At 71.2% G+C, this 23310-nt stretch carries 17 protein-coding genes and 1 tRNA gene; 5 read left to right on the top strand and 13 right to left on the bottom strand.

What is annotated here, in order from left to right; genetic code table 11:
* Positions 1-181: 181 nt before the first annotated feature.
* The gene (locus AB0I53_RS24940) at positions 182-1888 is read right to left on the bottom strand and encodes a lytic murein transglycosylase (protein ID WP_358607409.1); all 1707 of its coding nucleotides are present in this window, start codon (positions 1886-1888) and stop codon (positions 182-184) included.
* A 198-nt stretch (positions 1889-2086) separates the two neighbouring features.
* On the opposite strand from AB0I53_RS24940, the gene AB0I53_RS24935 reads away from it, so the two are divergent.
* A complete protein-coding gene (locus tag AB0I53_RS24935) occupies positions 2087-3700 on the top strand; it encodes an acyl-CoA dehydrogenase family protein (protein ID WP_358607407.1) in 1614 nt (537 codons plus the stop codon).
* 205 nt (positions 3701-3905) lie between these two features.
* On the opposite strand, the gene AB0I53_RS24930 is transcribed toward AB0I53_RS24935, so the two are convergent.
* Genes AB0I53_RS24930 through eno form a run of 3 tightly spaced genes read right to left on the bottom strand, consistent with a single transcriptional unit; the run spans position 3906 to position 6232 of the window.
* Positions 3906-4406, bottom strand: a complete 501-nt coding sequence (locus AB0I53_RS24930) for a DUF501 domain-containing protein (protein ID WP_358607404.1) — start codon at positions 4404-4406, stop codon at positions 3906-3908.
* 2 nt (positions 4407-4408) lie between these two features.
* Positions 4409-4942, bottom strand: a complete 534-nt coding sequence (locus tag AB0I53_RS24925) for a septum formation initiator family protein (protein ID WP_358607401.1) — start codon at positions 4940-4942, stop codon at positions 4409-4411.
* 3 nt (positions 4943-4945) lie between these two features.
* The gene (gene eno, locus AB0I53_RS24920) at positions 4946-6232 is read right to left on the bottom strand and encodes a phosphopyruvate hydratase (protein ID WP_358607398.1); all 1287 of its coding nucleotides are present in this window, start codon (positions 6230-6232) and stop codon (positions 4946-4948) included.
* 272 nt (positions 6233-6504) lie between these two features.
* Here eno and AB0I53_RS24915 point away from each other — a divergent pair, with 272 nt between their 5' ends.
* Positions 6505-6882 carry a tetratricopeptide repeat protein gene (locus AB0I53_RS24915; protein WP_358607395.1) on the top strand — a complete coding sequence of 126 codons (378 nt, stop codon included), beginning with the start codon at positions 6505-6507 and terminating at the stop codon, positions 6880-6882.
* Positions 6883-6933: 51 nt separating this feature from the next.
* On the opposite strand, the gene AB0I53_RS24910 is transcribed toward AB0I53_RS24915, so the two are convergent.
* The 7 genes from AB0I53_RS24910 to mfd all read right to left on the bottom strand — a co-directional run bounded on the left by AB0I53_RS24910 (position 6934) and on the right by mfd (position 17570).
* Positions 6934-7752 (bottom strand): lytic murein transglycosylase, encoded by an 819-nt coding sequence (locus AB0I53_RS24910; RefSeq protein WP_358607392.1) that lies wholly within the window; start codon positions 7750-7752, stop codon positions 6934-6936.
* 478 nt (positions 7753-8230) lie between these two features.
* Positions 8231-9013 carry a lytic murein transglycosylase gene (locus AB0I53_RS24905; RefSeq protein WP_358607389.1) on the bottom strand — a complete coding sequence of 261 codons (783 nt, stop codon included), beginning with the start codon at positions 9011-9013 and terminating at the stop codon, positions 8231-8233.
* Between the two features lie 120 nt (positions 9014-9133).
* Entirely contained in the window at positions 9134-10153 is a 1020-nt protein-coding gene (locus AB0I53_RS24900; RefSeq protein WP_358607386.1) for a MazG family protein, read from the bottom strand.
* A 97-nt stretch (positions 10154-10250) separates the two neighbouring features.
* Positions 10251-11174 (bottom strand): SurA N-terminal domain-containing protein, encoded by a 924-nt coding sequence (locus AB0I53_RS24895; RefSeq protein WP_358607383.1) that lies wholly within the window; start codon positions 11172-11174, stop codon positions 10251-10253.
* A gap of 92 nt (positions 11175-11266) precedes the next feature.
* Positions 11267-11812 carry a hypothetical protein gene (locus AB0I53_RS24890; protein WP_358607380.1) on the bottom strand — a complete coding sequence of 182 codons (546 nt, stop codon included), beginning with the start codon at positions 11810-11812 and terminating at the stop codon, positions 11267-11269.
* 160 nt (positions 11813-11972) lie between these two features.
* Positions 11973-13670, bottom strand: a complete 1698-nt coding sequence (locus tag AB0I53_RS24885; protein ID WP_358607377.1) for a BCCT family transporter — start codon at positions 13668-13670, stop codon at positions 11973-11975.
* Positions 13671-13973: 303 nt separating this feature from the next.
* Positions 13974-17570: a transcription-repair coupling factor gene (gene mfd / locus AB0I53_RS24880; protein ID WP_358607374.1), complete on the bottom strand. Its 3597-nt coding sequence runs from the start codon at positions 17568-17570 to the stop codon at positions 13974-13976.
* A gap of 161 nt (positions 17571-17731) precedes the next feature.
* On the opposite strand from mfd, the gene AB0I53_RS24875 reads away from it, so the two are divergent.
* Positions 17732-18922 carry a PQQ-dependent sugar dehydrogenase gene (locus AB0I53_RS24875; protein WP_358607558.1) on the top strand — a complete coding sequence of 397 codons (1191 nt, stop codon included), beginning with the start codon at positions 17732-17734 and terminating at the stop codon, positions 18920-18922.
* 107 nt (positions 18923-19029) lie between these two features.
* Here AB0I53_RS24875 and AB0I53_RS24870 read toward each other — a convergent pair whose 3' ends face one another.
* Both AB0I53_RS24870 and AB0I53_RS24865 read right to left on the bottom strand, forming a co-directional pair.
* Positions 19030-19623, bottom strand: a complete 594-nt coding sequence (locus AB0I53_RS24870) for a TetR/AcrR family transcriptional regulator (protein ID WP_358393035.1) — start codon at positions 19621-19623, stop codon at positions 19030-19032.
* A 174-nt stretch (positions 19624-19797) separates the two neighbouring features.
* Complete coding sequence (locus AB0I53_RS24865; RefSeq protein ID WP_358607371.1) at positions 19798-20766, bottom strand: acyl-CoA desaturase; 969 nt, start codon at positions 20764-20766, stop codon at positions 19798-19800.
* Between the two features lie 418 nt (positions 20767-21184).
* On the opposite strand from AB0I53_RS24865, the gene AB0I53_RS24860 reads away from it, so the two are divergent.
* Together AB0I53_RS24860 and AB0I53_RS24855 are read left to right on the top strand one after the other, a co-directional pair.
* A tRNA-Gln gene (locus AB0I53_RS24860) sits at positions 21185-21255 on the top strand.
* Positions 21256-21392: 137 nt separating this feature from the next.
* Positions 21393-23105, top strand: a complete 1713-nt coding sequence (locus AB0I53_RS24855; RefSeq protein ID WP_358607555.1) for a tetratricopeptide repeat-containing diguanylate cyclase — start codon at positions 21393-21395, stop codon at positions 23103-23105.
* Positions 23106-23310 lie beyond the last annotated feature (205 nt).

Below are 23310 nucleotides of genomic sequence, written 5' to 3'. Positions count from 1 at the left end.
CGTCCTCCTCGCTCGCCGGGGCCGCCCATCGCGCACCCACCGCTAACGCTACCGGCCACCACGAACCGCCCGGCCCACCCCGACACGCACCTCCCAAGCGCCGTTCCGCAACAACGGGGCCGTGAGTCTTTTGGGTTGCTATAGCAGCCCAAAAGACTCACGGCCCCGTTGCTACGGGTCGCTACTGAGCAGGAGCGACGAAGCCGTCCGGGACGACGCAGGGCTTGAGCAGGCCCGCCGTTCCCTGATCGACGTAGACGGTCTGGCCAGGCACCGCTGCGTGCGGATCGCTCGCGCCGGGGCCGAGGACGGTGCCCGGCGAAGCTTCGCCGGTGGCGAACTCCCCGTTGGCGAGAACCGCCGGATCGCAAGCCTTCGGCGCCTCGTCCGGCGTCGACGGCGGCGGGCTCGTCGATTCCGGCGGCGGAGCCCCGGGCTGATCCGCCGCAGGCGGCGGATCCTGCGGTGTGCCGGGCGGCGTAGCCGGGTCGGCCGCAGGCGGTGGGCCAGGTTGCGCCGGAGGCGGCGAGCCGGGCTGAGTCGAGTCCGGCGCCGGGCCCGGTTGAGTCGCACCCGGCGGCGGCCCGGGCTGCGTTGAGTTCGGCGGCGGCCCGGGCTGCGTTGAGTTCGGCGGTGCCGGCTGAGGCGCAGGCGGGACACCCGGCTGCGCTGAGCTCGGCGGTGCCGGTTGAAGCGCGGGCGGGGAGCCCGGCTGCATTGAGCTCGGCGGCGCCGGTTGAAGCGCCGGCGGGACGCCCGGCTGCGCTGAGCTCGGCGAGTTCGGTGGGGTCGCGGCCGGTGGGTCGATGTCCGGTGGGGACGGCTGCGGGATCTCCGGCGGCGTGACGCTGATCTGCGGCTCCGCAGGGCGGGATTCCGGCGCGGGCGGCAGCGGGCCGGTCGGCGCGGGCGCGGCAGGAGGCGCAGAGGCCGGAGCCGGGGCTTGGGCCGGCGGCGCGGCCGGTCCCATCGCCAGCACCGGCGGGCCGTCCGGCAGGCGCTCGCCGTCGAGCACGTCGCCGACCTCCGGTGCGAGCTCCGACGGCGTCGGCGTCACGCCCTTCTCGTACGCCGACGCCCAGATCAGCACCGTCCGCACGTAGCTGTCGGAGTGGTTGTAGCGGAACACCGCCGCCGCGAGGCCCTGCGCGTTGCGCAGGTCGCCACCACCGCTGCAGAGGTAGCGCGCCGCCGCGAGGCTCGCGTCGTGGATGTTGTGCGGGCTGGCGACGCCGTCATCGTTGCCGTCGACGGCGAACTTGTTCCAGGTCGACGGGATGAACTGCATCGGCCCGACCGCCCGGTCCCACACCGGGTCGCCGTCGTAGCGGCCCGCGTCGGTGTCCGGGATCGCCGCGATGCCCGGCCCGCCGGACAGCCGCGGGCCGAGGACGGCCCGGACCGTCGTGCCGAGCACGTCGACGCTGCCGGAACGGGCGTGGCCGGACTCGATCCGGCCGATCGACGCGAGCACGGACCAGTGCAGGCCGCAGCCGCGATCCGCCTGGCCCGCGGCCTTGACGTACGCGGCCAGCATCGCCGCCGGGATGCCCAGCGGCCCGGTAGGCAGTTCCACCTGCGGTTCCGCCCCGGTGGCGAGCTGCTGCGGATCGGCCGCTCGCTCCAGCACGTCGGGGCTGAGCAGCGGTGCCTGCGGGAGGTTCCCGCTGACGCCCAGTTCGCGCGGGTCCGGATCGACCGGCTGCCGCGGCTCGGCCAGGAACGAACTCGACGCTCCCATCAACGTGGTCGGCACCAGCAGCACCGGAGCCATGGCCGTCAGCGCGACCCACCTCCGCGCCCTGCGTCGGGCCGCGGCACCGAGCCGCGGCACCGTTTTCCATTCGTGCTTGCCGTGGCGCTTGCTGCGAGCCGTCACTAGCTCCATCCCCAGACCGACCATCACCGGAAAAACCGAGACGGGTCCCTGGATACACCACCGATTCGAGGAACGCCGGATGGCGGGCGGGCACATCACCCGTACGACTGGCGGCGGCCCCGGCCAACCGGCCCCATTGCTCCGTGCGGGCGGCGTGATCACCCGAACCTGTGCGTTCCGGACGGGGTTTGCGCCTACTCTCCGAACATGACGCTCATCGACGAGCCTCCCGCGTTCACCACCCACCGGGTGGCCAACCAGCCGCCACCGCTGGCCGGGTTCGATCCGCTCGCCTGCGATCCCGCCCTGGGCGCCGCGCTCACCCGCTACGCCGTCGGCGATCTCACCGCGCTCGCGCTGGAGGCGGGCTCCGCCGAGGCCCGCGAGCACGGCCGGCTCGCCAACGAGCACCCGCCGGAGCTGCGCACCCACGACCGCTATGGCAACCGGGTCGACGAGGTCGACTTCCACCCGTCCTGGCACTGGCTGATGTCGCGCGCGATCGATCACGGCCTGCACGCGGCGCCGTGGTCGCTGGGGCCGGGCGCGCACCTGCGCCGCGCGGCGGGCTTCTACCTCTGGTCGCAGGTCGAGGCTGGGCACGGCTGCCCGATCTCCATGACGTACTCCGCTGTGCCCGCGCTGCGGTACGCGCCGGCGTTGGCTGGCCAGTACGAGCCGAAGCTGGCGGCTTCCGCCTACGAGTTCGGGCTGCGCCCGCCGCTGGAGAAGCCGGCGTTGCTGGCGGGCATGTCGATGACCGAGAAGCAGGGCGGCTCGGACGTGCGGGCCAACACCACCACCGCCGAGCCGCTCGCCGACGGCACCTACCGGATCGTCGGGCACAAGTGGTTCACCTCGGCGCCGATGAACGACCTGTTCCTGATCTTGGCGCAGGCGCCCGGCGGGCTGAGCTGCTTCCTGGTACCGCGGGTGCTGCCGGACGGCAGCCGCAACGAGATCCGGCTGCAACGGCTGAAGGACAAGCTGGGCAACAAGTCCAACGCATCGGCCGAGATCGAGTACGCGGGCGCGCTGGGCCACCTGATCGGCGAGGAAGGCCGCGGGGTTCGCTGCATCATCGAGATGGTGTCGATGACCAGGCTCGACTGCGTGCTCGGCTCGGCGGCGAACGTCCGGATCGCGCTGTCGGAGGCGGCCCACCACGTGCAGCACCGCAGCGCGTTCGGCCACCGGCTCGCGGACCTGCCGCTGATGCAGAACGTGGTGGCGGACCTGGCGCTGGAATCGGAAGCGGCGACGACGCTGGCGATGCGCCTGGCGGCGGCGGTCGAGCAGGGCGAGAACGACCTGCTGCGCCTGGCGCTACCGGCGGCGAAGTACTACGTCTGCAAGCGAGCCCCGGCGGTGGTGGCGGAAGCGCTGGAATGCCTGGGCGGCAACGGATACGTCGAGGAATCCGGCATGCCGAGGCTGTACCGGGAAGCGCCGCTGAGCTCGATCTGGGAAGGATCGGGCAACGTGACCGCACTGGATCTGCTGCGCGCACTGGAAAAGCAACCGTCCACACTGGACTCCGTCCACGCGGAGCTCGACGCCGCCTCCGGCGGCCACGCCGACTACGACGCGGCGCTGCGCAGGCTCCGCGGCGAGCTCGCCGCGCCGGCGCCCGAACGGGCGCGCGGCCTCGCGGAGCTCCTGTCGCTGACGCTCCAGGCGTCGCTGCTCCTGCGCTACGCGCCGACGCACGTCGCGGAGGCGTTCGCCGCGACGCGGCTCGCCGCTTCCGGCCGCACCTTCGGTGCGACGCCGATCCCGGGCGCCCGCGCCCTCCTCGACCGGATCGCTCCGACGCGGTGATCCGGCATAGGTCGGTTCCGGGAGAGCTCCGGCGCATGCCGAAAACTCCCGATTTCAGCCAAAGTCGGGAATCCCCACCGCAGCCCGCAAGGCCGCGGTGGGGATTCCTGATTTCAGGCGAAATCTGAGACCGTTCCGCCCGGTTCACGGGTGCCCGATTTCAGGCAAGATCGGAAACGACACTGCGCTTCCGCTCCGGGCCGGCTCAGCGGTTGAGCAGGTAGCGGTGTTCCGGCCAGCGTTCGGCGATCAGGTCGACCGCCTCGTCTCCGAACGGGTTCACCCCCGGCCCCTTGGCCAGGGCGTGGGCGATGTGCACGTGGAGGCACTTGACCCGGTCCGGCATGCCGCCCGCGCTGACCTCGGTGCCCAGCGATTCGAGCGCGTTCCGCTCCGCGAGGTAGGACTCGTGCGCCCGGCGGTAGTGCTCCGCCAGGTCCGGGTCGGTGGTGAGCCGGTCGGCCATTTCCCGCATCAGGCCTTCGGCCTCGAAGGTCGAGGCGTGCGCCACCAGTTGCGGCGCGGTCAGGTAGTACAGCGTCGGGAACGGGGTGCCGTCCTCCAGCCTCGGCCAGGTCTGCACCACCGTGGGATCTCCGGCCGTGTCCCGCGCCGCGATCGCGTGCAGCCCGCGCGGCGGCCGACCGAGCTGCCGCCGGATGCACTCCCGATCCGCATCGCTGATCGCCGGCACGCCCGAGTTCACCGTCAAGATCCCTTTCCCATCACCGAATTCCAGAGTTCTTCGTACCACGGCAAGCTGTCGTCGGCGGACGTGACCGGGGGCGGCGGTGTCGGCTCGGCCGGCACCTCCACGATGTACGGCGTCTCGCCCGGCCGGACGTAGCCCAGCCGGGCCCGCGCTTCCGCTTCCAGCTGCGCCGGGTCGGAGAGCTCCTGCTTGCGCTGCTCCAGCTCCTGGACCTGCCGGGACAGCTCGATCTGCTGCTGTTCCTGCGCGGTCAGCTCGGCGCGTTGGCTCAGGTAGGTGCGCAACGGCACCGACACGCTCAGCGCCATCACGCAGACCAGCATCGCCAGGCCCGCAGCCCGCCTGGTCGAGGAGAGCTTGAACGCTCCACCGGTGCTGGACTTCGGGCGGGACCGGGTCGGTGTCGGCCGTCCCGGTCGCCGGCCCGAGGTCTTGGCCCGGTCCCGGCGGGCGCGCTCACCGCGGCGTTCCGCCGGGGACTCGCCCCGGCGGTTCCGCCGCTGTGGATCGGATGCGCGCCCGACCGGCATGGCTCAGCTCTCCGGAGTGAACCGCGGGAAGGCCAGCTCGCCCGCGTAGCGGGCCGCGTCACCGAGGGCTTCCTCGATGCGCAGCAGCTGGTTGTACTTGGCGACGCGCTCGCTGCGGGCCGGGGCACCGGTCTTGATCTGGCCGCAGCCGGTGGCCACCGCCAGGTCGGCGATGGTGGTGTCCTCGGTCTCGCCGGAGCGGTGGCTCATCATGCTCTTGTAGCCGCACGAGGTGGCCAGGCTGACCGCGTCCAGGGTCTCCGACAGCGTGCCGATCTGGTTGACCTTGACCAGCAGCGCGTTCGCCGCGCCCCGGCCGATGCCCTCCTCCAGGCGCTCCGGGTTGGTGACGAACAGGTCGTCGCCGACCAGCTGCACCTGCTCGCCGACCTGCTCGGTCAGCGCGGTCCAGCCGTCCCAGTCGTCCTCGGACAGCGGGTCCTCGATGGACACCAGCGGGTAGGCGCCGATCAGTTCCTGGTAGTACGCCGCCATCTGCTCGGCGGTGCGCTTGGAGCCCTCGAAGTTGTAGGTGCCCTCGGTGAAGAACTCGGTCGCGGCGACGTCCAGCGCCAGCACGATGTCGCGGCCCAGCTTGTAACCGGCCTTCTCCACCGCCGAGGCGATCAGGTCCAGCGCCTCGCGGTTGTTCGGCAGGTCGGGGGCGAAGCCGCCCTCGTCGCCCAGGCCGGTGGCCAGGCCCTTGGCCTTCAGCACCGACTTCAGCGCGTGGTAGGTCTCGGCGCCCCAGCGCAGCGCCTCGGAGAAGGTGTCCGCGCCGATCGGCGCGATCATGAACTCCTGGATGTCGACGCCGGTGTCGGCGTGCGCGCCACCGTTGAGGATGTTCATCATCGGCACCGGCAGCACGTGCGCGTTCGGGCCGCCGACGTAGCGGAACAGCTCCAGCCCGGAGGTCTCCGCGGCGGCCTTGGCCACCGCCAGCGAGACGCCGAGGATCGCGTTGGCACCGAGCCGGGACTTGTCCGGCGTGCCGTCCAGGTCGACCAGCTTCTGGTCGACGACGCGCTGCTCGGTGGCGTCCAGCCCGGTCAGCTCCGGGCCGATCTCGTCCAGCACCGCCGCGACTGCGTTCTCAACGCCCTTGCCGCCGTAGCGGCCGGCGTCGCCGTCGCGCAGCTCGACGGCCTCGTGCTCGCCGGTCGAGGCACCCGAGGGGACCGCAGCGCGGGTCAGCGTGCCGTCCTCCAATGCCACTTCGACCTCGACGGTGGGATTCCCGCGGGAGTCCAGGATCTCGCGGGCGCCTACCTGCTCGATGATCGCCACGTGTGCTCCTAACCAGCCTTTGAACTATGGACGAAGCGGGCCGCCCCGGCGTTCCCGCACGCAGCGAACCGGCCGAACGCCCGACGACCGACTACGAGCCTAACCGGGCCGGTAGAGGCGCCGCCGCAGGCTCGCTCGCCGCCGCCGCGGGCCGGACATTTCGCCCCCGGCCGGCAAACCGGCGTTCGGCCGGTGTTCGCACCGCGGACACCGGAAGACCATCCGGACGGACGTCTCGGAACAGCCGATCGACACGTAACGTTGTCCCCGCCATGACGACCGAAGGCACCGTCGAAGCGTTCCGCCGGGCGGAGGACCTGCTCGCGCAACGCCGTCCCCTGGAAGCCATCCGCGTCCTAGAACCCGTGCTCGACGTCGCTGCCGACAAGCCGAGCGTGCAGCTGCTGCTCGGGCGGGCTTACTACTTCTCGGCCCAGCTGCGCCGCGCCGAACGGGCGTTCCTGCGCGTGCTGGAGTTCGATCCGTCGGACCACTACGCGCGCCTGGTGCTGGGCCGCACGCTGCAACGCCTGGGCCGCCTGAACGAGGCGCGCGCCCAGATCAGGTTGGCCGCGACGATGCATCCGGTGCCCGCGTACCAGGAAGCGCTGGGCGAGATCAACGCCCACATCGCCACCCGCGACATCTGACCCCGGCCGAGCGGCGCGCGGCGTTTTCGCGCGAAAACGGCGCACCGCCGATCAGCGGCGGCGGTTGCCCGCTTCGGCGTAGGACTCCGCCAGCGCGAACACCTTCTGGCCGTACTCCACGGAGTTGTTGTACGAGAAGACCCCGGCCCACCAGCCCGAGCCGGTGGTCATGTCCCGGCCGCCCGCGCACAGGTAGCGGGCCGCGGCCATCGCGGCGTCGTCGATGCTCTGCGGATCGCCGAGGCCGTCGCCGTTGCCGTCGGTCGCCCACCTCCGCCACGTGGACGGGATGAACTGCATCGGGCCGACCGCGCGGTCGTGCAGGGTGTCGCCGTCGAACGCGCCGCCGTCGGTGTCCGGGATCAGCCGGATGCCCGGCCCGCCGTCGAGCGGCACCCCGATGATCGGGCTCGACGGACGGCCGTCCTCGCGCAGCAACCGGCCGGCGAAGCGGCCGTGGTTGGATTCGATGCGCCCGATACCCGCGAGGGTCGCCCAGGAGATCCGGCAGCCGGGCTGGTACCGGCGCATCGCCAGGTCCGCGTTGACGTAGGAGACGATCGCGCGGGCCGGGATGTCCACCACCACCGACACCTGGTCCGCCCACTCCCGCACCGGATCGGCGCGCGCCGGGTCGAGGTCGGGGCCGGGTTGCGGGAGGGGTTCTTCTATCGGGGGCGCGATCGAGCCGGGTGCCACCGGCGCGGGCTCCACTTCCTGCTGCTCGGGCGGCGGCGCGGCCACCGGCGCCGCCGGCGGCTCGGCGAACGCGCTGACCAGCCCCACCCCGCCGACCGTCGCGGCCAGCAGCGCAACGGCGACCGCGAGCCGCCCCGATGCGGCCGACAGCGGCGAGGTGGTCTTGATCACGCCGCCCAGGCTACTTGCTAGTAGCCCCGGATCTCCAGCGTCCGATCAGTCGTTCCACACCCCGGACGGCGCACTCCGCGCCCACCCGGTCACACCCAACCGGACACGGGTTTTCGCTGGTCACGGGGCCGTGCACGGTTTGGGGTGCTATAGAGGCTGTTTTGGATGTGGTGACGTGCGGATGTGGTAACGCGGGCGTTTTGTATTTGAAGCGGCGCAGCCGCTTAGCCCACCCACGCAACCGGCACCGCCGCGGGTTCTCAGAGGTCTTCTCGCGAGGACAGCCCCGACGTGGTGAATTGGTCATTCATGATGTCGGGGATCCCACAGCGAGAAGACCTCTGAGGTTCCGCCACCCGCACCGCCACGCAGGACGAGTTCGGAAACAGGCTCTACAGCGACCCAAAACACTCACGGCCCTGGACCTGCCAGAACGTTGGCCCAAGCCCGTCGGCGCCATGGGCAGGCGCTGTCGCGGTCAGCCCTCGACCGGGATTCGGCGGCTGGTCTTGCCGTAGTAGTCGGCGTAATCCAGCACTTCCTGGCCGTAGCTGCGGCTCTCGTTGTAGGTCAGCAGCGCCTTCCAGAACCGCTCCGGATCGCGCAGATCGCCGCCCACGCTGCACAGGTAGTTGCCTGCGGCGACGGCCGCGTCGTCGATGTCCTGCGGATCCGCGACTCCGTCGCCGTCCGCGTCGTACTGCCAGTCGCGCCAGGTGCTCGGGATGAACTGCAGCGGCCCCACCGCGCGATCCCACGTCCGGTCGCCGTCGAACTCGCCGTCGTCGGTGTCCGGGATGCGCTTGACCCCGGCGCTGCCGTCCAGCGGCAGCCCGATGACCGGGATGCTGGGCCGTCCGGTCTCGTCCAGCCGCGCCCCGCCGTACCGGCCGTGGCTGGATTCCACGGCACCGATCCCGGCGAGCAGCGACCAGCTCAGGCCGCAGTTCGGCGAGTTCTCCCCGATGAGCTGCTGCGCGTAGCCGTAGGCCTGGAGCGCGGCGCGCGGGACGTTGAGCTCGTCGGCCATCGACTCGGCCCAGGGGGCGAGCTGCCCCTGTGGCCGGGCGCTCGGCGGCAGCGGCGGCCCGCCCGGCGCGAGCAGCCGCACCGACGGCGGATTGACACCCGCGTCTGGCGGCGCGACCGCCGACGGCAGTGCGAACTCGCCGCTGCTCCGCGACGACGACGGGACCTGCGGCGCGCAAGACGCCAGCAACGTGATCACGGGGGCCAGCAGCAGCCATAACCGACGCGGCAAGAGCATCCTCCCTCTACGCACCCAGATGCACGGGGCGCCGATTCAGCAGGGCGTGCCCCATCAAGAGATATCGCCGCGGGCCGCGATTTTGTCAGCCGATTCGCCCGCGATCAGTGTGCGTCACACTTCCGAGCGCGCACCCGCAGGATCCGGCAAATCGGCCATCAGCTCCCGCCAGTCGGCCGCCGAGAGCGCCGCCGGCTCCCGGCCGGACTCGCGGGCCCGCCGCTCGGCCGCGCGGATGCGCTCGGCGAAGGCCAGCGCGACCGCGCGCAGCTCGTCCTCCGGATCGCGACCGGCCAGCTTCGCCTGCGCGGCGGTGCCGAACAGCGCCTCGCCGGGCGTTTCGCCGCGCGGCATCGCGTCCGCCGGGATCCCGGCGCGCTCCGCGCGCTGCACCAGCTTGGCGGCCAGTGCCACCGCCGGCTGCCCCAGCGCCACACCATCCACAATGGACTCGCGCTGCTTCTCCCGCTGCTTCAGCTCTTCCCAGCGGGCGTGCTGCGACTCGGCGTCCAGCAGCTCCGGGTCGCCGGCGAAGACGTGCGGGTGCCGCGACACGAGCTTGCTGACCAGGCCTGCGGCGACGGCGTCGATGTCGAACGGATCGGCCGGATCCTCGGTCGCGACCCGCGCGTGGAACAGGACCTGCAGCAGCACGTCGCCCAGCTCCTCGCGCAGCGCGTCCCGATCGCGGAGCTCGATCGCGTCGAGCAGCTCGTAGGTCTCCTCGACGAGGTATTTGCGCAGCGTGTCGTGGTCCTGCTCGGCGTCCCACGGGCAGCCGCCGGGCGAGCGCAGCCGGTCCATCACCGTCACCGCGTCCAGCAGCTCGATCCCGGCCGGCGCCGGGGCCGCGATCAGCCGCGCGCCAGCGGCGCGCAGGCCATCGGCCTCGGCGGAGCCGAGCTCGCCGACGATCAGCACGACCGGCTCCCGGGCGGCCTGCGCCAGCAGGTCCGCCGCCGGAGGCGGGGCGGGAGCCTCGAGCGCCGCTCGCGTCGCGGGCGCGAGACCGGGCTCGGCGTAGACGGCGGCCGCGCTGCGCAGCAGCGGCAGCGCCGCGGCCGGTAAGACCTCGCCAAGCCGGTCGTCGACCAGAACGACCGCAGAACCTTCCGCCACTCGGACCTCCCTCATGCTGCGATTGTCCCAGCCGCAACCTCCGCCGTGGGCGCGGGCGTCGAGGCGTTGGTCACCTCGACCGCGTTTTCAACTGGGACCGGGAGTTCGCCGGTCAACCGGCCGCGGGCCGGCCGGTCAGGCGGAAGCCGGTGGTTTCACCTTCGCTCGGGACCGCCGTCAGTTTCACCTGATCCCACGTGCCGTAGCGCGGGCTGAGCCGCACCCCGACGCGGTCCGCGGTGATGCCGAGCAGGTACGTGCCGACGCCTTGCAGCGTCTCGTCGTCCGCGCCGCCCGCGGCAGGCACCGGCGGCGCGTCGGTGCGGCGCTCCTTGATCCGCGCGATCAACCACTGGCCGGAGTTCTGCTCAGGCTCGAAGGCCAGCACCGTGCCGGGCTGCGCGCCGAACAGCGGCGTCGTGGCCGCGAGCTGCGGGCTGTCGGTGGCGCGCAACTTCTGGTCGAGCGCCGCCGGGACGCCCGCCTTGGCGGCCTCGTTGACGACCGCGGCGGCCTCCGCCGGGCCCTGCGCCATGCGGCGCGCCTTCTCCTCCGCCTCGCCGCGCGTGGTCGCCTGGGCGTAGTCGAAGGTGATCTCCAGCCGGTCGAAGTACTTGCGGCCGAGTTCCGTTGTCAGCAGCTGGGTTCGGACCACCTCGCGGAGGTTCTGCGGGGTGTAGATCTTGCCCGCGGTCGCCGCCTCCGGGCCACCCATTCGGTTGATCACGTCGGCGATCTGCTGGTCGGTGACGGTCAACCGCTCGTCGCGGGCCGCCTGCTCGACCAGCTCCTGCCGGACGAGCTGCGCGGCCAGCTGCCTGCCGAGCTCGTCGAGGTTGCCCTGCTGCCGCAGCTGCGGTTTGAGGTCCGGTTCTTTCGCGAGCACCTCGCCGAACCAGGCTTGGACGTCGGAGACCGGGATTCGTGTTTCACCGACGATGGCGGCGGCACCGACCTGGCTGGGGCCGGAACCGCAACCGGCGAGAAGCAGGCCGGCTGCGGCGATCGATGCGAGAAGGCGCCCGTGGCGCGGCATGCGGAACCTCACAGCGGGCACCCTCTCACGAAGTCACGTTCCGGTGAAGCCTCGACACAGTCCGAAGTCGACGCTCGTGACGCCGGTTCGGCTCAACGGCCCAACGGGCCCTCAGCCATGTTGACGATCACCTTCTCGCCCTCGACGAGCACCTCGTAGTCGACGCCCTGGGACAGCCCGATGGTCAGCTCGCCGGTGCCGTGCGAGTTGTCGTTGACGACCGCGCTCTTCGCCAGCTTCTGGCCGAGCTGCTCCGGCCCGGCGGTGCTCCGGTCCTGGTCGGCGATCTCCACGTAGATGTGCAGGAACGTCTTGCCGGTCATGCCTTCAACCGGCTCGCCCGAGCCGCCCCAGGCCGGCGACTGCTCGTTGAGCTCGTGCTTCATCACCTTCAGGCCCGACGCGTGCGGGAGCTTGCCGAAGTCGAACACGACCCGCTCCTCGCTGCCGTGCACGCCGGCGCGGATCTCCGGCTCGGTGGCCGACGACGTCAGGTTGGAGACGACACCGGGCTGCGCGGAGCCACCGGCCACGGGTGCGGGGGCCGACGTCTCGGCGCCCGCGGCGCATCCGGTCAACGCCAGCGCGGACAGCGCGATCGAACCGGTCGCCAGAACGAGCTTGCTGCGCAACGACATCGTTAGAACCTCTCGCCAGGAAAGCCTTTGCTCCTATAGACGCGCCTCGGCGCGCGAGGTTCCCACCGCATCGAACTGATCTTCCGGACAGCTGGCGCGCAATCCGCCGCACCGCGGATCAGCTCCGGTAAATCCTAAGTGGACTATCCACAACGGACGATCAAGATCGCTTCGAGTCGTCTTCTGCCGGGCCAACTTCCAGCTGGAAGTCCCCGCCGTGGCGCTCCGTGCCGTGGATGACCGCCTGCTCCAACACCTGCGCGCCCTTCACGCCGCGCTGCATCAGCGGATCCTCGCGCAGGTCCTTCATCAGCGCGAGGCACAGCAGCACCATCACCACCGCGAACGGCGCCGACGCCAGGAAGGTCAGGTTCTGGATGCCGCTGAGCGCGTTCTCGCCGCCGACGATGAGCATGATCGCGGCCACCGCGCCCGTCGCCGCGCCCCAGAAGACCACCATCCACCGCTTCGGCTCGATCGAACCGCGTTGCGCCAGCGTGCCCATCACCACCGAGGCCGCATCGGCGCCGGAGACGAAGAAGATCGCCACCAGGACCATCACCAGCACCGTGGTGATCGCCGACAGCGGCAGCGTCTCCAGCACCGCGAACGTCTGCGCCTCCTCGCCGCCGCTGCGGAACACGTCCGTGCCGCTCTGCTGCACCCGGATCGCGCTGCCGCCGAAGATCGCGAACCACACGAGGCTCACCGCGCTGGGCACGAGGATCACGCCGGTGACGAACTGCCGGATCGTGCGGCCGCGGCTGATGCGGGCGATGAACATGCCCACGAACGGCGTCCACGAGATCCACCACGCCCAGTAGAAGATCGTCCAGCTCGACAGCCAGTCGTTCATCGCCTCGCCGCCGGTGGCGCCGGACCGGGAGGCCATCTCACCGAATTCGCGCAGGTAGACGCCGATCGAGGTGGGCAGCAGGTCGAGGATGAACACCGTCGGGCCGACCACGAACACGAAGATCGCCAGCACCGCGGCGAGCACCATGTTGATGTTGGACAGCCACTGGATGCCCTTGGCCACGCCCGACACCGCCGAGAAGATGAAGCAGATCGTCAGCACCACGATGATCAGCACCAGCACCGTGTTGCCGACTCCCGCGATCCAGCCCGCCGACTGCATGCCGCTCTGGATCTGCAGCGTCCCCAATCCCAGCGACGCGGCGGAGCCGAACAGCGTCGCGAACAGCGCGAGGATGTCGATCAGCTTGCCGATCCACCCCTCCGCGTTGCGCCTGCCGATCAGCGACGTGAACGCCGCGCTGATCAGCTGCTTGCGGCCGCGCCGGAAGCTGCCGTAGGCGATGGCCAGGCCGACGACCGCGTAGATCGACCACGGGTGCAGCGTCCAGTGGAACAACGACGTCGCCATCGCGGTCTCCACCGCCGCCTCGCTCAACGCCGGCACCGTGCCCGGCGGCGGCTTGACGAAGTGCGCCAGCGGCTCGGCGACGCCGAAGAACATCAGGCCGATGCCCATGCCGGCGCTGAACATCATCGCGATCCACGACACGGTGCGGAATTCCGGCTCCTCGTCGTCCTGCCCGAGCGGGATCACGCCGTAGCGGCTGACCGCCAGCCACAGCGCGAACACCACGAACCCGGTGGCGGCGAGCACGAAGCCCCAGCCGATGTTGGTGACCAGCCAGGACAGCGCGGCGGACGACACTCGCGCCAGCGAGTCGGTGGAGAACACGCCCCAGCAGACGAAGAAGACCGTGATCGCGGCGGTGACCCCGAAGACCAAGAAATCGGTGCGCGGCGCGTGCTCGACGGCGAAGGCGGCGGGGGACTGCGGAATGCCGATGCCCGCCTTCTCCGGTTCCGAGGACTTCCTGGTCATGATCCCCCGCCTCCTCGTGACGGCCTGCGAAGCCGGATCAACCGTCACGCCGGGCCGGGATCCCGGCAACTCAGAAGCACGGCGGCTCTCCTGCCAGGCGCCGTGCTTCTGGGCCGCTACGACGCCCGGAGGTGCTCGCGCTCCGTTGCCCGGCGGAATCGCGGAAGTTCCCGCAGGCGGAAGGCGCCGGGCCAGCGCGGGATCTCAGGCGAGATCGAAAACCCTCGACCAGCCGCGAAAGGCCAGGTCAGCGCCGGTGTTTTCCAAATTCTAGGCAAAATCGGGAAGACACCGGCGCTGGGCTCAGGCGACCGGGGCCGGGGCGGTGGTGAGGTCCGCCAGGAACCTGGCGCACCACTCCAGCAGCGCCTCGTCGCGCAGCTGCGGCGCGCCCATCCGGCCGCCGGCCGCGCCCTCCGTCGGCCTCGGCACCGACACCGTGCGGACCGCCGGCTTGTACACCGCCTTCGGGTACAGGCGCTTGAGCCGCACCTGCTTCGAGTCCGGCAGCTCCAACGGCGCCATCCGCAGCGACGCGCCCTGCAGGGTCACCTCCCGGACGCCGTGTTCCCGGCAGACCTGCCGGAACCGCGCCACCTTCAGCAGCCGCTCCACCGGCTCCGGCAACTGGCCGTACCGGTCGACGAGCTCGGCGCGCACCGCCTCCAGCGCCTCGTCGTCGACGGCCGCCGCGAGCTTGCGGTACGCCTCCAGCCGCAGCCGCTCCCCCGGCACGTAGTCGTGCGGGATGTGCGCGTCGATGGGCAGGTCGACCCGGACCTCGGTGAGCTCCTCCTCCACCTCGCCCGGCTCCGCGCCCGCGTGCCGCCGGAACGCGTCGACGGCCTCGCCGACCAGCCGCAAGTACAGGTCGAAGCCGACGCCCGCGATGTGCCCGGACTGCTCGGCGCCGAGGATGTTGCCCGCACCGCGGATCTCCAGGTCCTTCATCGCGACCGCCATGCCCGCGCCGAGCTCGGAGTTCTGCGCGATGGTCGCCAGCCGGTCGTGCGCCGTGTCGGTCAGCGGCTTCTCCGGCGGGTACAGGAAGTAGGCGTAGCCGCGCTCGCGCGCCCGCCCGACGCGGCCGCGCAGCTGGTGCAGCTGGGCGAGGCCGAGCAGGTCGGAGCGGTCCACGATCAGCGTGTTCGCGTTGGAGATGTCCAGGCCGGTCTCGACGATCGTGGTGCACACCAGCACGTCGTGCTCGCGCTCCCAGAACCCCTGGATGATCTTCTCCAGCCGGTCCTCGTTCATCTGCCCGTGCGCCGTGACGATCCGCGCCTCCGGCACCAGTTCCCGCAGCTGGCGCGCGACCTTCTCGATGTCGTGCACCCGGTTGTGCACGAAGAACACCTGGCCGTCGCGCAGCAGTTCGCGCCGGATCGCGGCGCCGACCTGCTTCTGGTCGTACGCGCCGACGTAGGTCAGGATCGGATGCCGCTCCTCCGGCGGCGTGAGGATGGTCGACATCTCCCGGATGCCGGCCATGCTCATCTCCAGCGTCCGCGGGATCGGCGTCGCCGACATGGTCAGCACGTCGACGTGCGTGCGCAGGGCCTTGATGTGCTCCTTGTGCTCGACGCCGAAGCGCTGCTCCTCGTCGACGATCACCAGGCCCAGGTCCTTGTAGCGGATCCCGGTCTGCAGCAACCGGTGCGTGCCGATCACGATGTCGACCGCGCCGTCGGCCAAGCCCTTGATGGTCTCCTCGGACTCCATCTGGTCGGTGAACCGGGACAGGCCCTTGACCGTCACCGGAAACGACCGCATCCGGTCGGTGAAGGTGTTCAGGTGCTGCTGGGCGAGCAGCGTCGTCGGCACCAGCACGGCGACCTGCTTGCCGTCCTGCACCGCCTTGAACGCCGCGCGCACCGCGATCTCGGTCTTGCCGTAGCCGACGTCGCCGCAGATCACCCGGTCCATCGGCACCGGGCGCTGCATGTCGGCCTTCACCTCGTCGATGGCGGCCAGCTGGTCGCCGGTCTCGGTGTAGGGGAAGGCGTCCTCCAGCTCCCGCTGCCACGGCGTGTCCCCGCCGAAAGCGTGCCCGGGCGAGGACTGCCGCGCCGCGTACAGCTGCACCAGCTCGGCGGCGATCTCCTTGACCGCCTTGCGCGCCTTGGCCTTGGTGTTCTTCCAGTCCGAGCCGCCGAGCTTGCTCAGCGTCGGCGTCTCGCCGCCGACGTAGCGGGTGACCTCGTCGAGCTGGTCGGTCGGCACGAACAGCCGGTCGCCGGGCTGGCCGCGCTTGCTCGCCGCGTACTCCAGCACCAGGTACTCGCGGGTCGCGCCGGCGACGGTGCGCTGCACCATCTCCACGTACTTGCCGATGCCGTGCTGCTCGTGCACCACGAAGTCGCCGCTCTTGAGCGCCAGCGGATCGACCGCGTTGCGCCGCCGCGACGGCATCCGGCGCATGTCCTTCGTGGAGGTGCCGCCCCGGCCGCCGGTCAGGTCCGCCTCGGTGAGCACCACCAGCGCGATCCCGGGCGCGGCGAAGCCGTCTTCCAGCCCACCGCGCACCACCGTCACCACGCCGGCTTCCGGCTCCGCCGCCAGGCCGTCCTCGGCCAGCCGCGCGGGCAGCTCCGCTTCGCGCAGCTGCTGCACCGCGCGCTGGGCGGTGCCCGCACCGGCCACCACCAGCACCGCCGCGCCGCCGGCGGCGGTGTGCGCCCGCAGGTCGGCGAAGGCGCGCTCGATCTCGCCGCGGTAGGCGTCCACCTGCTTGAGGACGAGCCGGATGACCTCGTCGTCGTCCTCGCCTTCCTCGCTGGTCAGCTGGGTCAGCGGCCACCACGGCAGGCCGACCGAGCGGGTGTGCTCGGCGACCTCGGCCAGGGCGCGGTAGGCCGAGGCGCCCAAGTCGATCGGCGCCTTGCCGCCGTCGGCGGCGACCATCCAGGAGGCCTCCAGGAACTCCTGGCCGGTGCGCACCAGGTCGGCGGCGCGGGCGTGGATCTTCTCCGGATCGGCGAGCAGCACGTGCGTGCCCGCCGGGACCAGGTCGGTCAGCAGCCGCATCTCGCCTTCGCACAGCGCCGGGATCAGCGCCTCCATGCCCTCCACCGGGGCACCGCCGGCGATCTTCTCCAGCATCTCGGCGAGGTGCGTGTCGGTCTGGTGCTGCTCGGCGAGCTTCGCGGCGCGCTCGGCGACCTGCTCGGTGATCAGCAGCTCCCGGCAGGCCGGGGCGAACAGCTCGGTGCTCTGCGAGTCCGGGAGCGAGCGCTGGTCGGCGACGGCGAACGGGCGGATCTCGGTGACCTCGTCGCCCCAGAACTCCACCCGCAGCGGATGTTCCTCGGTCGGCGGGAACACGTCGACGATGCCGCCGCGCACCGCGAACTCGCCGCGCTTCTCGACCATGTCGACCCGGTCGTAGGCCAGCGACGCGAGCCGCTCGACGAGTTCCTCGAAGTCGTGCTCGGCGCCGACCACGAGCCGCACCGGGGCCAGCTCGCCCAGCCCGGGCGCGATCGGCTGGATCAGGCTGCGCACCGTGGTCACCAGCACCTGGACGGCGCCGTGCGCGTGCTCCTCGGGATGCGCGAGGCGGCGCAGCACCGACAGCCGCCGGCCCACGGTGTCGGCGCGGGGCGAAAGTCGTTCGTGCGGCAGGGTTTCCCAGGACGGGAACACCTCGATGCCGGCCGGGCCGAGCAGGTCCGACAGCGCCGCCGCGGCCTCTTCCGCCTCCCGGCCGGTGGCGGTGACCAGCAGCACCGGCCGCCCGGCGCCGCCCTCGGCGGCCAGCGACCCGGCGGTCAGCGACCGGGCCGCGACGGGACCTTCCAGCACCAGGCGCGGGCGCCCGGCCGCCGCCACGACCTGCCGGATGGCGGGATCGCGCAGCACGATTTCGAGCAGTCCTCGCAAGGGACCGGCCTGGCTCATGGAGCTACCTCGCAGCAAGACATGGCGAATGCGGGCACACCCCTGCCCGGGACGAACGCCGAGACCGCAGGGGCGACGCGTTCCAGACTACGACTCCGGTGTGACACGAACGCGACGGCCCGAACGCACCGCATGGCCGGTGTCACACTGTGCGCATGCCCATGCGCCGGTTCGCCGCGTTCGCCGCGTTCCTCCCACTTATCGGCGGTTTGGCCGGCTGCGCCAGCGCGAACAGCGACGATCGGCCCGCACCGGTCAGCACGGCCGCCCCGGCGCCATCGGCACTGCGTGTAGAGATCGTCGCGACCGGGCTGGAACATCCCTGGGACATCGGATTCCTGCCGGACGGCACCGCGCTGGTCAGCCAGCGCCCCGGCCGGCTCGCGCTGCTCGCCGATCACCGGCCCGGCGCGCTGGTTCGGCCGGTGCAGGCGGATTTCGGGGACGTGCTCGCGAAGGGCGAAGGCGGGCTGATGGGCCTGCTGGTGCACCCGTCGTTCGCCGACAACCGGCGGTTCATCACCTGCCAGACGCACCAGGAGCACGGCGCCGCGGTGGACGTTCGACTGATCACCTGGCAGCTTTCCGAGGACGGCTCGCGCGCGGATCGCGTGGGCGACCTGCTCACCGGGCTGCCGGTGAATCCCAGCGGCCGGCACTCCGGTTGTCGGCTGGCGCTGGCCGAGGACGGCGCACTGCTGGTGAGCACCGGGGACACGGCGCGGCCCGCGATCGCGCAGGATCGCGGTTCGCTCGGCGGGAAAGTCCTGCGGATGAACATCGACAACGGCGCTCCCCTGCCGGACAACCCGTTCATCGCTTCGCCGAACCCGCCCGAGCGCCTGCTGCACACCTACGGGCACCGCAATCCGCAGGGCGTTGCGCCGCGGCCGGGCGGTCAGGTGTTCGTCGCGGAGCACGGGCCGGACGTCGACGACGAGATCAACCTGCTGCGGCCGGGCGGGAACTACGGCTGGGACCCGTCGCGCGGCGGCGCCGAACGAACCTACGACGAGTCGGTGCCGATGACCGACCTGCACCACTTCCCGGACGCCGTCAAGGCGGTCTGGTCATCCGGCGATCACACCGAGGCGATCAGCGCGGCGGCGTTCCTGACCGGCCCGCAGTGGGGCCGCTTCGACGGGATGCTCGCGGTCACCGCGCTCAAGGGCGCCAAGCTGCTGCTGTTCGAGGTGCGCCCGGACGGCGTGATCGACGAGGTGGCGATCCCGCCGGAACTGGACGACACCCACGGCAGGCTCCGCGCCGCCCGCCAAGGCCCCGACGGAGCCCTCTACGTGACCACGTCCAACGGCACCGACGACAAGGTCCTCCGCATCACCGCGGCCTGACCTCGTGAGCGTTTCTTCCGGTAAGAACCGGAACAGGCACTCACGAGCGCTCCGCACCGGTCGTGAGTGAAAACTCCGGTAAGAACCGGAATTTTCACTCACGAGCGTCACTTCGTGGACAGGCGGGGCTTGTGCTCCAGGTGGGAGAGGCCGTTCCAGGCGAGGTTGACCAGATGCGCGGCCACCTCTTCCTTCTTCGGCTTGCGCGCCTCCAGCCACCACTGGCCGGTCAGCGCCACCATGCCGACCAGCGCCTGGCTGTACAGCGGGGCGAGCTTCGCGTCGTAGCCCCGCGCGCTGAACTGCAGGGCGAGGATGTGCTCGACCTGGCTCGCGATGTCGTTGAGCAGGCTGGAGAAGGTGCCGCTGTTGCTGGCCACCGGCGAATCGCGCACCAGCACCCGGAAGCCGTCGGTGCTGTTGTCGATGTAGTCCAGCAGGGCCCGCGCCGCCTGCTCCAGGAGATCCCGCGGATGCCCCGCCGACAGGGCGGAGACGACCAGGTCAAGCAGGTTGCGCATCTCGCGGTCGACCACCACCGCGTAGACGCCTTCCTTGCCGCCGAAGTGCTCGTAGACGACCGGCTTCGACACTCCGGCGCGGTGCGCGATCTCCTCGATCGACGTGCCGTCGAAACCCTTCTCCGCGAACAACGCCCTAGCGACGTCCAGCAGCTGCTGCCGGCGTTCCTTGCCCGTCATCCTGACCCGTGCGGTGCGCCCTTTCGGCCGCGCCTCCGGTTCGGGCGCAGTCCGCCCGCGTCGCCGTGATACCACTTGCACAACCCTAAGGTGCGGGGCCGACACGAATGTCCTGGCCTGACGAAAAAGTGCCCGCGCGATTTCGCCGCGCGGGCACCTCGAACCGGAGTGGGATCAGCCCTTGTACTCGGTGACCGAGATCCGGGCGAGCCGCTTCTCGTTGGACCAGCGGACGTTCCAGGCCCAGCCGAGCTTCTCGAAGATCCAGATGGTGCGCGCCGAGATGTCGATCTGACCGCGCAGCACGCCGTGCCGGGCGCAGGTCGGGTCGGCGTGGTGCAGGTTGTGCCACGACTCGCCGAAGGACAGGATCGCCAGCGGCCAGAAGTTCGCCGCCTTGTCGCGGCTCTTGAACGGCCGCTCACCGATCATGTGGCAGATCGAGTTCACCGACCAGGTCACGTGGTGCAGGAAGGACACCCGGACCAGCCCGGCCCAGAAGAACGCGGTGAACGCGCCCCACAGCGACCAGGTGAACAGCCCGCCCAGCACGGCGGGCAGCACGAGGCTGAGGGCCGTCCACAGCGGGAACAGCCGGTTGACCTTCACCAGTTCCGCGTCCTTGAGCAGGTCCGGCGCAAAGCGGTCCTCGTTGGTCAGGTCACGCTCGAACAGCCAGCCCATGTGCGCGTGCCAGAAGCCCTTCGCCAGCGCGGCGGGCGAGCTGCCGAAGCGCCACGGCGAGTGCGGGTCGCCCTCGCGGTCGGAGAAGGCGTGGTGTCGGCGGTGGTCGGCGACCCAGGTGATCGCCGGGCCCTGCACGGCCATCATGCCGAAGATCGCCAAGGCGATCTTGACACCGCGCTTGGCCTTGAACGAGCCGTGTGTGAAGTACCGGTGGAAGCCGACCGTCACACCCAGCCCCGACGCGGCGTAGAAGACCAGCGCCAAGGTGATGTCGACCCAGCCGAGACCCCAGCCCCAGGCTGCCGGCACCGCCAGCACGAGGGCGAGGAACGGCACCAGGACGAACACATACACCGACAGCTGCGCCACCCACGATCGGGTGCCCGCGATCAGGGGCTTCGGCCCGGACTCGTCGCGGGCCTCTGACGTGGCCACGCGCTCGGTTGCTGCGGTCATACTCAATACCTCGAATGGCGTTGGGGAGGTGGGAAAACTGTGGTCAGCGCCGGGAAGCACGGCCCCGCAACACCTCCACCCTACGGGACCGTAACCTACGCAAGCGTAAGTTATTCGATGCCGAATCGTCACCCCCGGGCGGCAACATTGCGGCGTGTCGTACCCGTCCGGGCGTGTCCGAATCACCCTTGTTCACCCGAACAGCGGTGATCTTGTACGCAACCGGTGGAGCCCGGCGCACGTCACATACACGTGCGAGCTCGCGACGAAACCCGAGAACCCGCAAGCCCGACGCCGACCCGGCGACCGGGGCATGCCACGATGTCGGCCGGGTACCACCGCCTGTCGGCCCGGGCCGGTAAGCTCGGGCCGCGGTGCCGGGGATCACAAGCCGGCATCGCGGGCCGACAGCGCCCGATCCGCCGTGGTGTAAAGGCAGCACCTCGGATTTTGGTTCCGATGGTCCAGGTTCGAATCCTGGCGGCGGAGCGAGCGGTCCTCCCGGACCCGGCGCGGTGCGCAGCCCCTCGCGAGGCTCAGCGCACCGCCCGGGCCGCCGGGGAGGGATGGTGAACAGGGGGTGTGCGCCGCTGCGCGACGACACGACCGCCGTGCGCGAAGACCCGATGACCACGCTGAGCGAGGTATCCGACGCGTGGCTGGTGGGGCGCGCACGCGAACTCAACGCAGTCGGCCAGCACAGCGACGCGTCCGGCCAGCGCAGCACCATCCGCGAGGCGGACGACCTGCTCGCCGAGGCCCAGCGGCGCGGCGAACCGCGCATCGTCGGCCAACTCCTGCGGCACTGCGCCTCGATGCGACTGGTGACGCCCGGCCTGGTCGACAGCGCTGACCCGCTGCTCGACGAGCTCCTCATGCACACCCGGCGGCACGGGCTGAACGTCCTGGAAGCCGACGCGTACGCGTTGCGCAGCCGGCGCGCGCTGATCGGCGGCAGCGAGGACAGCGCGCTGACCGAGGTGGCGTACGGCCTGGCGATGCTCGACGACGAGCTGGTCCCGGACCGAACCCTGGGCCGCCGGTCGTGGGAGCGGCTGCTGGCCACCTCGCTGATCGACATCGGCCTGGTGCTCACCCAGCTCGGCGTCTACGAGACGGCCGACGAGGTGATGACCCGCGCCCACCAGCGGATCCGGGAGAGCGGCGGGCCGCACGAGATCGCGGTGCACATGATCAACCGGTGCCGGATGCTGCTCGGCTGGGGGCTGCGGCTGGAGCGCATCGGGCAGGACGAGGAGGCGAGCACCCGGTTCACCACCGCCTCGGCGATCGCGGTCGCGGTGGAGGGCCCATGGCGGGAGTCGCTGTTCCCCCGCATGTCCGACCGCCCCGCCGCCGAACAGGTCCCGGTGCTCGGTGCCGCCCACGCGCTGGCCCAGCCGCGCATCGAGTACATCGAGCGGCTGGAAGTGCTGCGCAACCTGGACCGGGCGATCCACCCGCGGGAGAAGATCATCGTCGCGATCGCGCTCTCCCGGTGTCTGACCCGCGCGGATCGCGGCGAAGAGGCGGTGCAGGTGCTCTCGGAGGCCCGCGCGGACATGGAGACCGACACCTCGGAGCCGACGCTGCGGATCTCGCTGGCCAGGGAGTACGCGCAGCTGGTCGACCACGGCGGCGAAGGCGATCGCGACGCGCTGCAGGACTACGCGCTGGAGCTGGAGACCGAGCTGTGGGCGATGCGCCAGGCCCGACTGTCCACTTTGGTCATCAGGCTGGAGAACTCGCGGCTGAACCACAAGCACGACGCGATCACCCGGCAGGCGCTGCAGGATCCGCTCACCGGCCTGTCCAACCGCCGCGCGCTGGACGACCGGCTGGAGACGCTGCTCAACTCGCCCGACGCGCAGCCGCTGGCGGTGGCGCTGGTCGACCTCGACGGATTCAAAGGCGTCAACGACCGCTGCTCGCACGCCGAAGGTGACGACGTGCTGCGCACGGTCGCGATGACCTTGCGCGACACCCTTCGCACCGACGACTTCGTGGCCCGCTACGGCGGCGACGAGTTCGTCGTGCTGCTGCCGGGCGCGACGCTCGGCGCCGCCGAAGCGGCGTTGCAGCGCACCACCGAGGCCGTCGACCGGCTGCCCGGCGAGCTGTCGTACGGGGTGACCCTGTCGATCGGCGTCGTCGCGATGCGCCCGCAGGAATCGGCCGCGCAGGTGCTGGCGCGCGCGGATGCCGCGATGTACCAGGCCAAGCGCGACGGCGGCAACCGCGTCGCGGCGTTCTCCGGCGTGACCGCTCCGCCGCCGAGCAGCTCGGCGGCGGAGAACCCGGCGGATAACTCGGTGTGGATTCCTCCGGACGCCCTCTAACCCGATCAGGTGTTGCGCAGCGGGCGCCCCGCCGGGCCGCGCCGACCGGATCTGCCGCTCGGTCGGCCCGAAATCACCCGTGTGATCGGCCACAGCGGAGCCCGGCGCGGATCGCCGCGAGTGCATCGAAGATCACAAAACCGCAGCTAGAAGGCGGGCTCCGGGCACGTATAACCGCCGGTCGGAGGTAACATCACACCCGTCG

Source organism: Saccharopolyspora sp. NPDC050389 (genome assembly GCF_040655595.1).
In the GTDB taxonomy this organism is placed as follows: Bacteria; Actinomycetota; Actinomycetes; order Mycobacteriales; family Pseudonocardiaceae; genus Saccharopolyspora.
This window is presented reverse-complemented; position numbering and strand designations above follow the sequence as displayed.

Bases quoted from the DNA above. Each gene is read 5' to 3' on its own strand.
- mfd (WP_358607374.1), bottom strand. From the start codon at position 17,570: ATGAGCCAGGCCGGTCCCTTGCGAGGACTGCTCGAAATCGTGCTGCGC.
- AB0I53_RS24875 (WP_358607558.1), top strand. From the start codon at position 17,732: ATGCGCCGGTTCGCCGCGTTCGCCGCGTTCCTCCCACTTATCGGCGGT.
- AB0I53_RS24870 (WP_358393035.1), bottom strand. From the start codon at position 19,623: ATGACGGGCAAGGAACGCCGGCAGCAGCTGCTGGACGTCGCTAGGGCG.
- AB0I53_RS24935 (WP_358607407.1), top strand. From the start codon at position 2,087: ATGACGCTCATCGACGAGCCTCCCGCGTTCACCACCCACCGGGTGGCC.
- AB0I53_RS24925 (WP_358607401.1), bottom strand. From the start codon at position 4,942: ATGCCGGTCGGGCGCGCATCCGATCCACAGCGGCGGAACCGCCGGGGC.
- AB0I53_RS24865 (WP_358607371.1), bottom strand. From the start codon at position 20,766: ATGACCGCAGCAACCGAGCGCGTGGCCACGTCAGAGGCCCGCGACGAG.
- AB0I53_RS24900 (WP_358607386.1), bottom strand. From the start codon at position 10,153: ATGAGGGAGGTCCGAGTGGCGGAAGGTTCTGCGGTCGTTCTGGTCGAC.
- AB0I53_RS24890 (WP_358607380.1), bottom strand. From the start codon at position 11,812: ATGTCGTTGCGCAGCAAGCTCGTTCTGGCGACCGGTTCGATCGCGCTG.
- AB0I53_RS24940 (WP_358607409.1), bottom strand. From the start codon at position 1,888: ATGGAGCTAGTGACGGCTCGCAGCAAGCGCCACGGCAAGCACGAATGG.
- AB0I53_RS24855 (WP_358607555.1), top strand. From the start codon at position 21,393: ATGACCACGCTGAGCGAGGTATCCGACGCGTGGCTGGTGGGGCGCGCA.
- AB0I53_RS24885 (WP_358607377.1), bottom strand. From the start codon at position 13,670: ATGACCAGGAAGTCCTCGGAACCGGAGAAGGCGGGCATCGGCATTCCG.
- AB0I53_RS24895 (WP_358607383.1), bottom strand. From the start codon at position 11,174: ATGCCGCGCCACGGGCGCCTTCTCGCATCGATCGCCGCAGCCGGCCTG.
- AB0I53_RS24915 (WP_358607395.1), top strand. From the start codon at position 6,505: ATGACGACCGAAGGCACCGTCGAAGCGTTCCGCCGGGCGGAGGACCTG.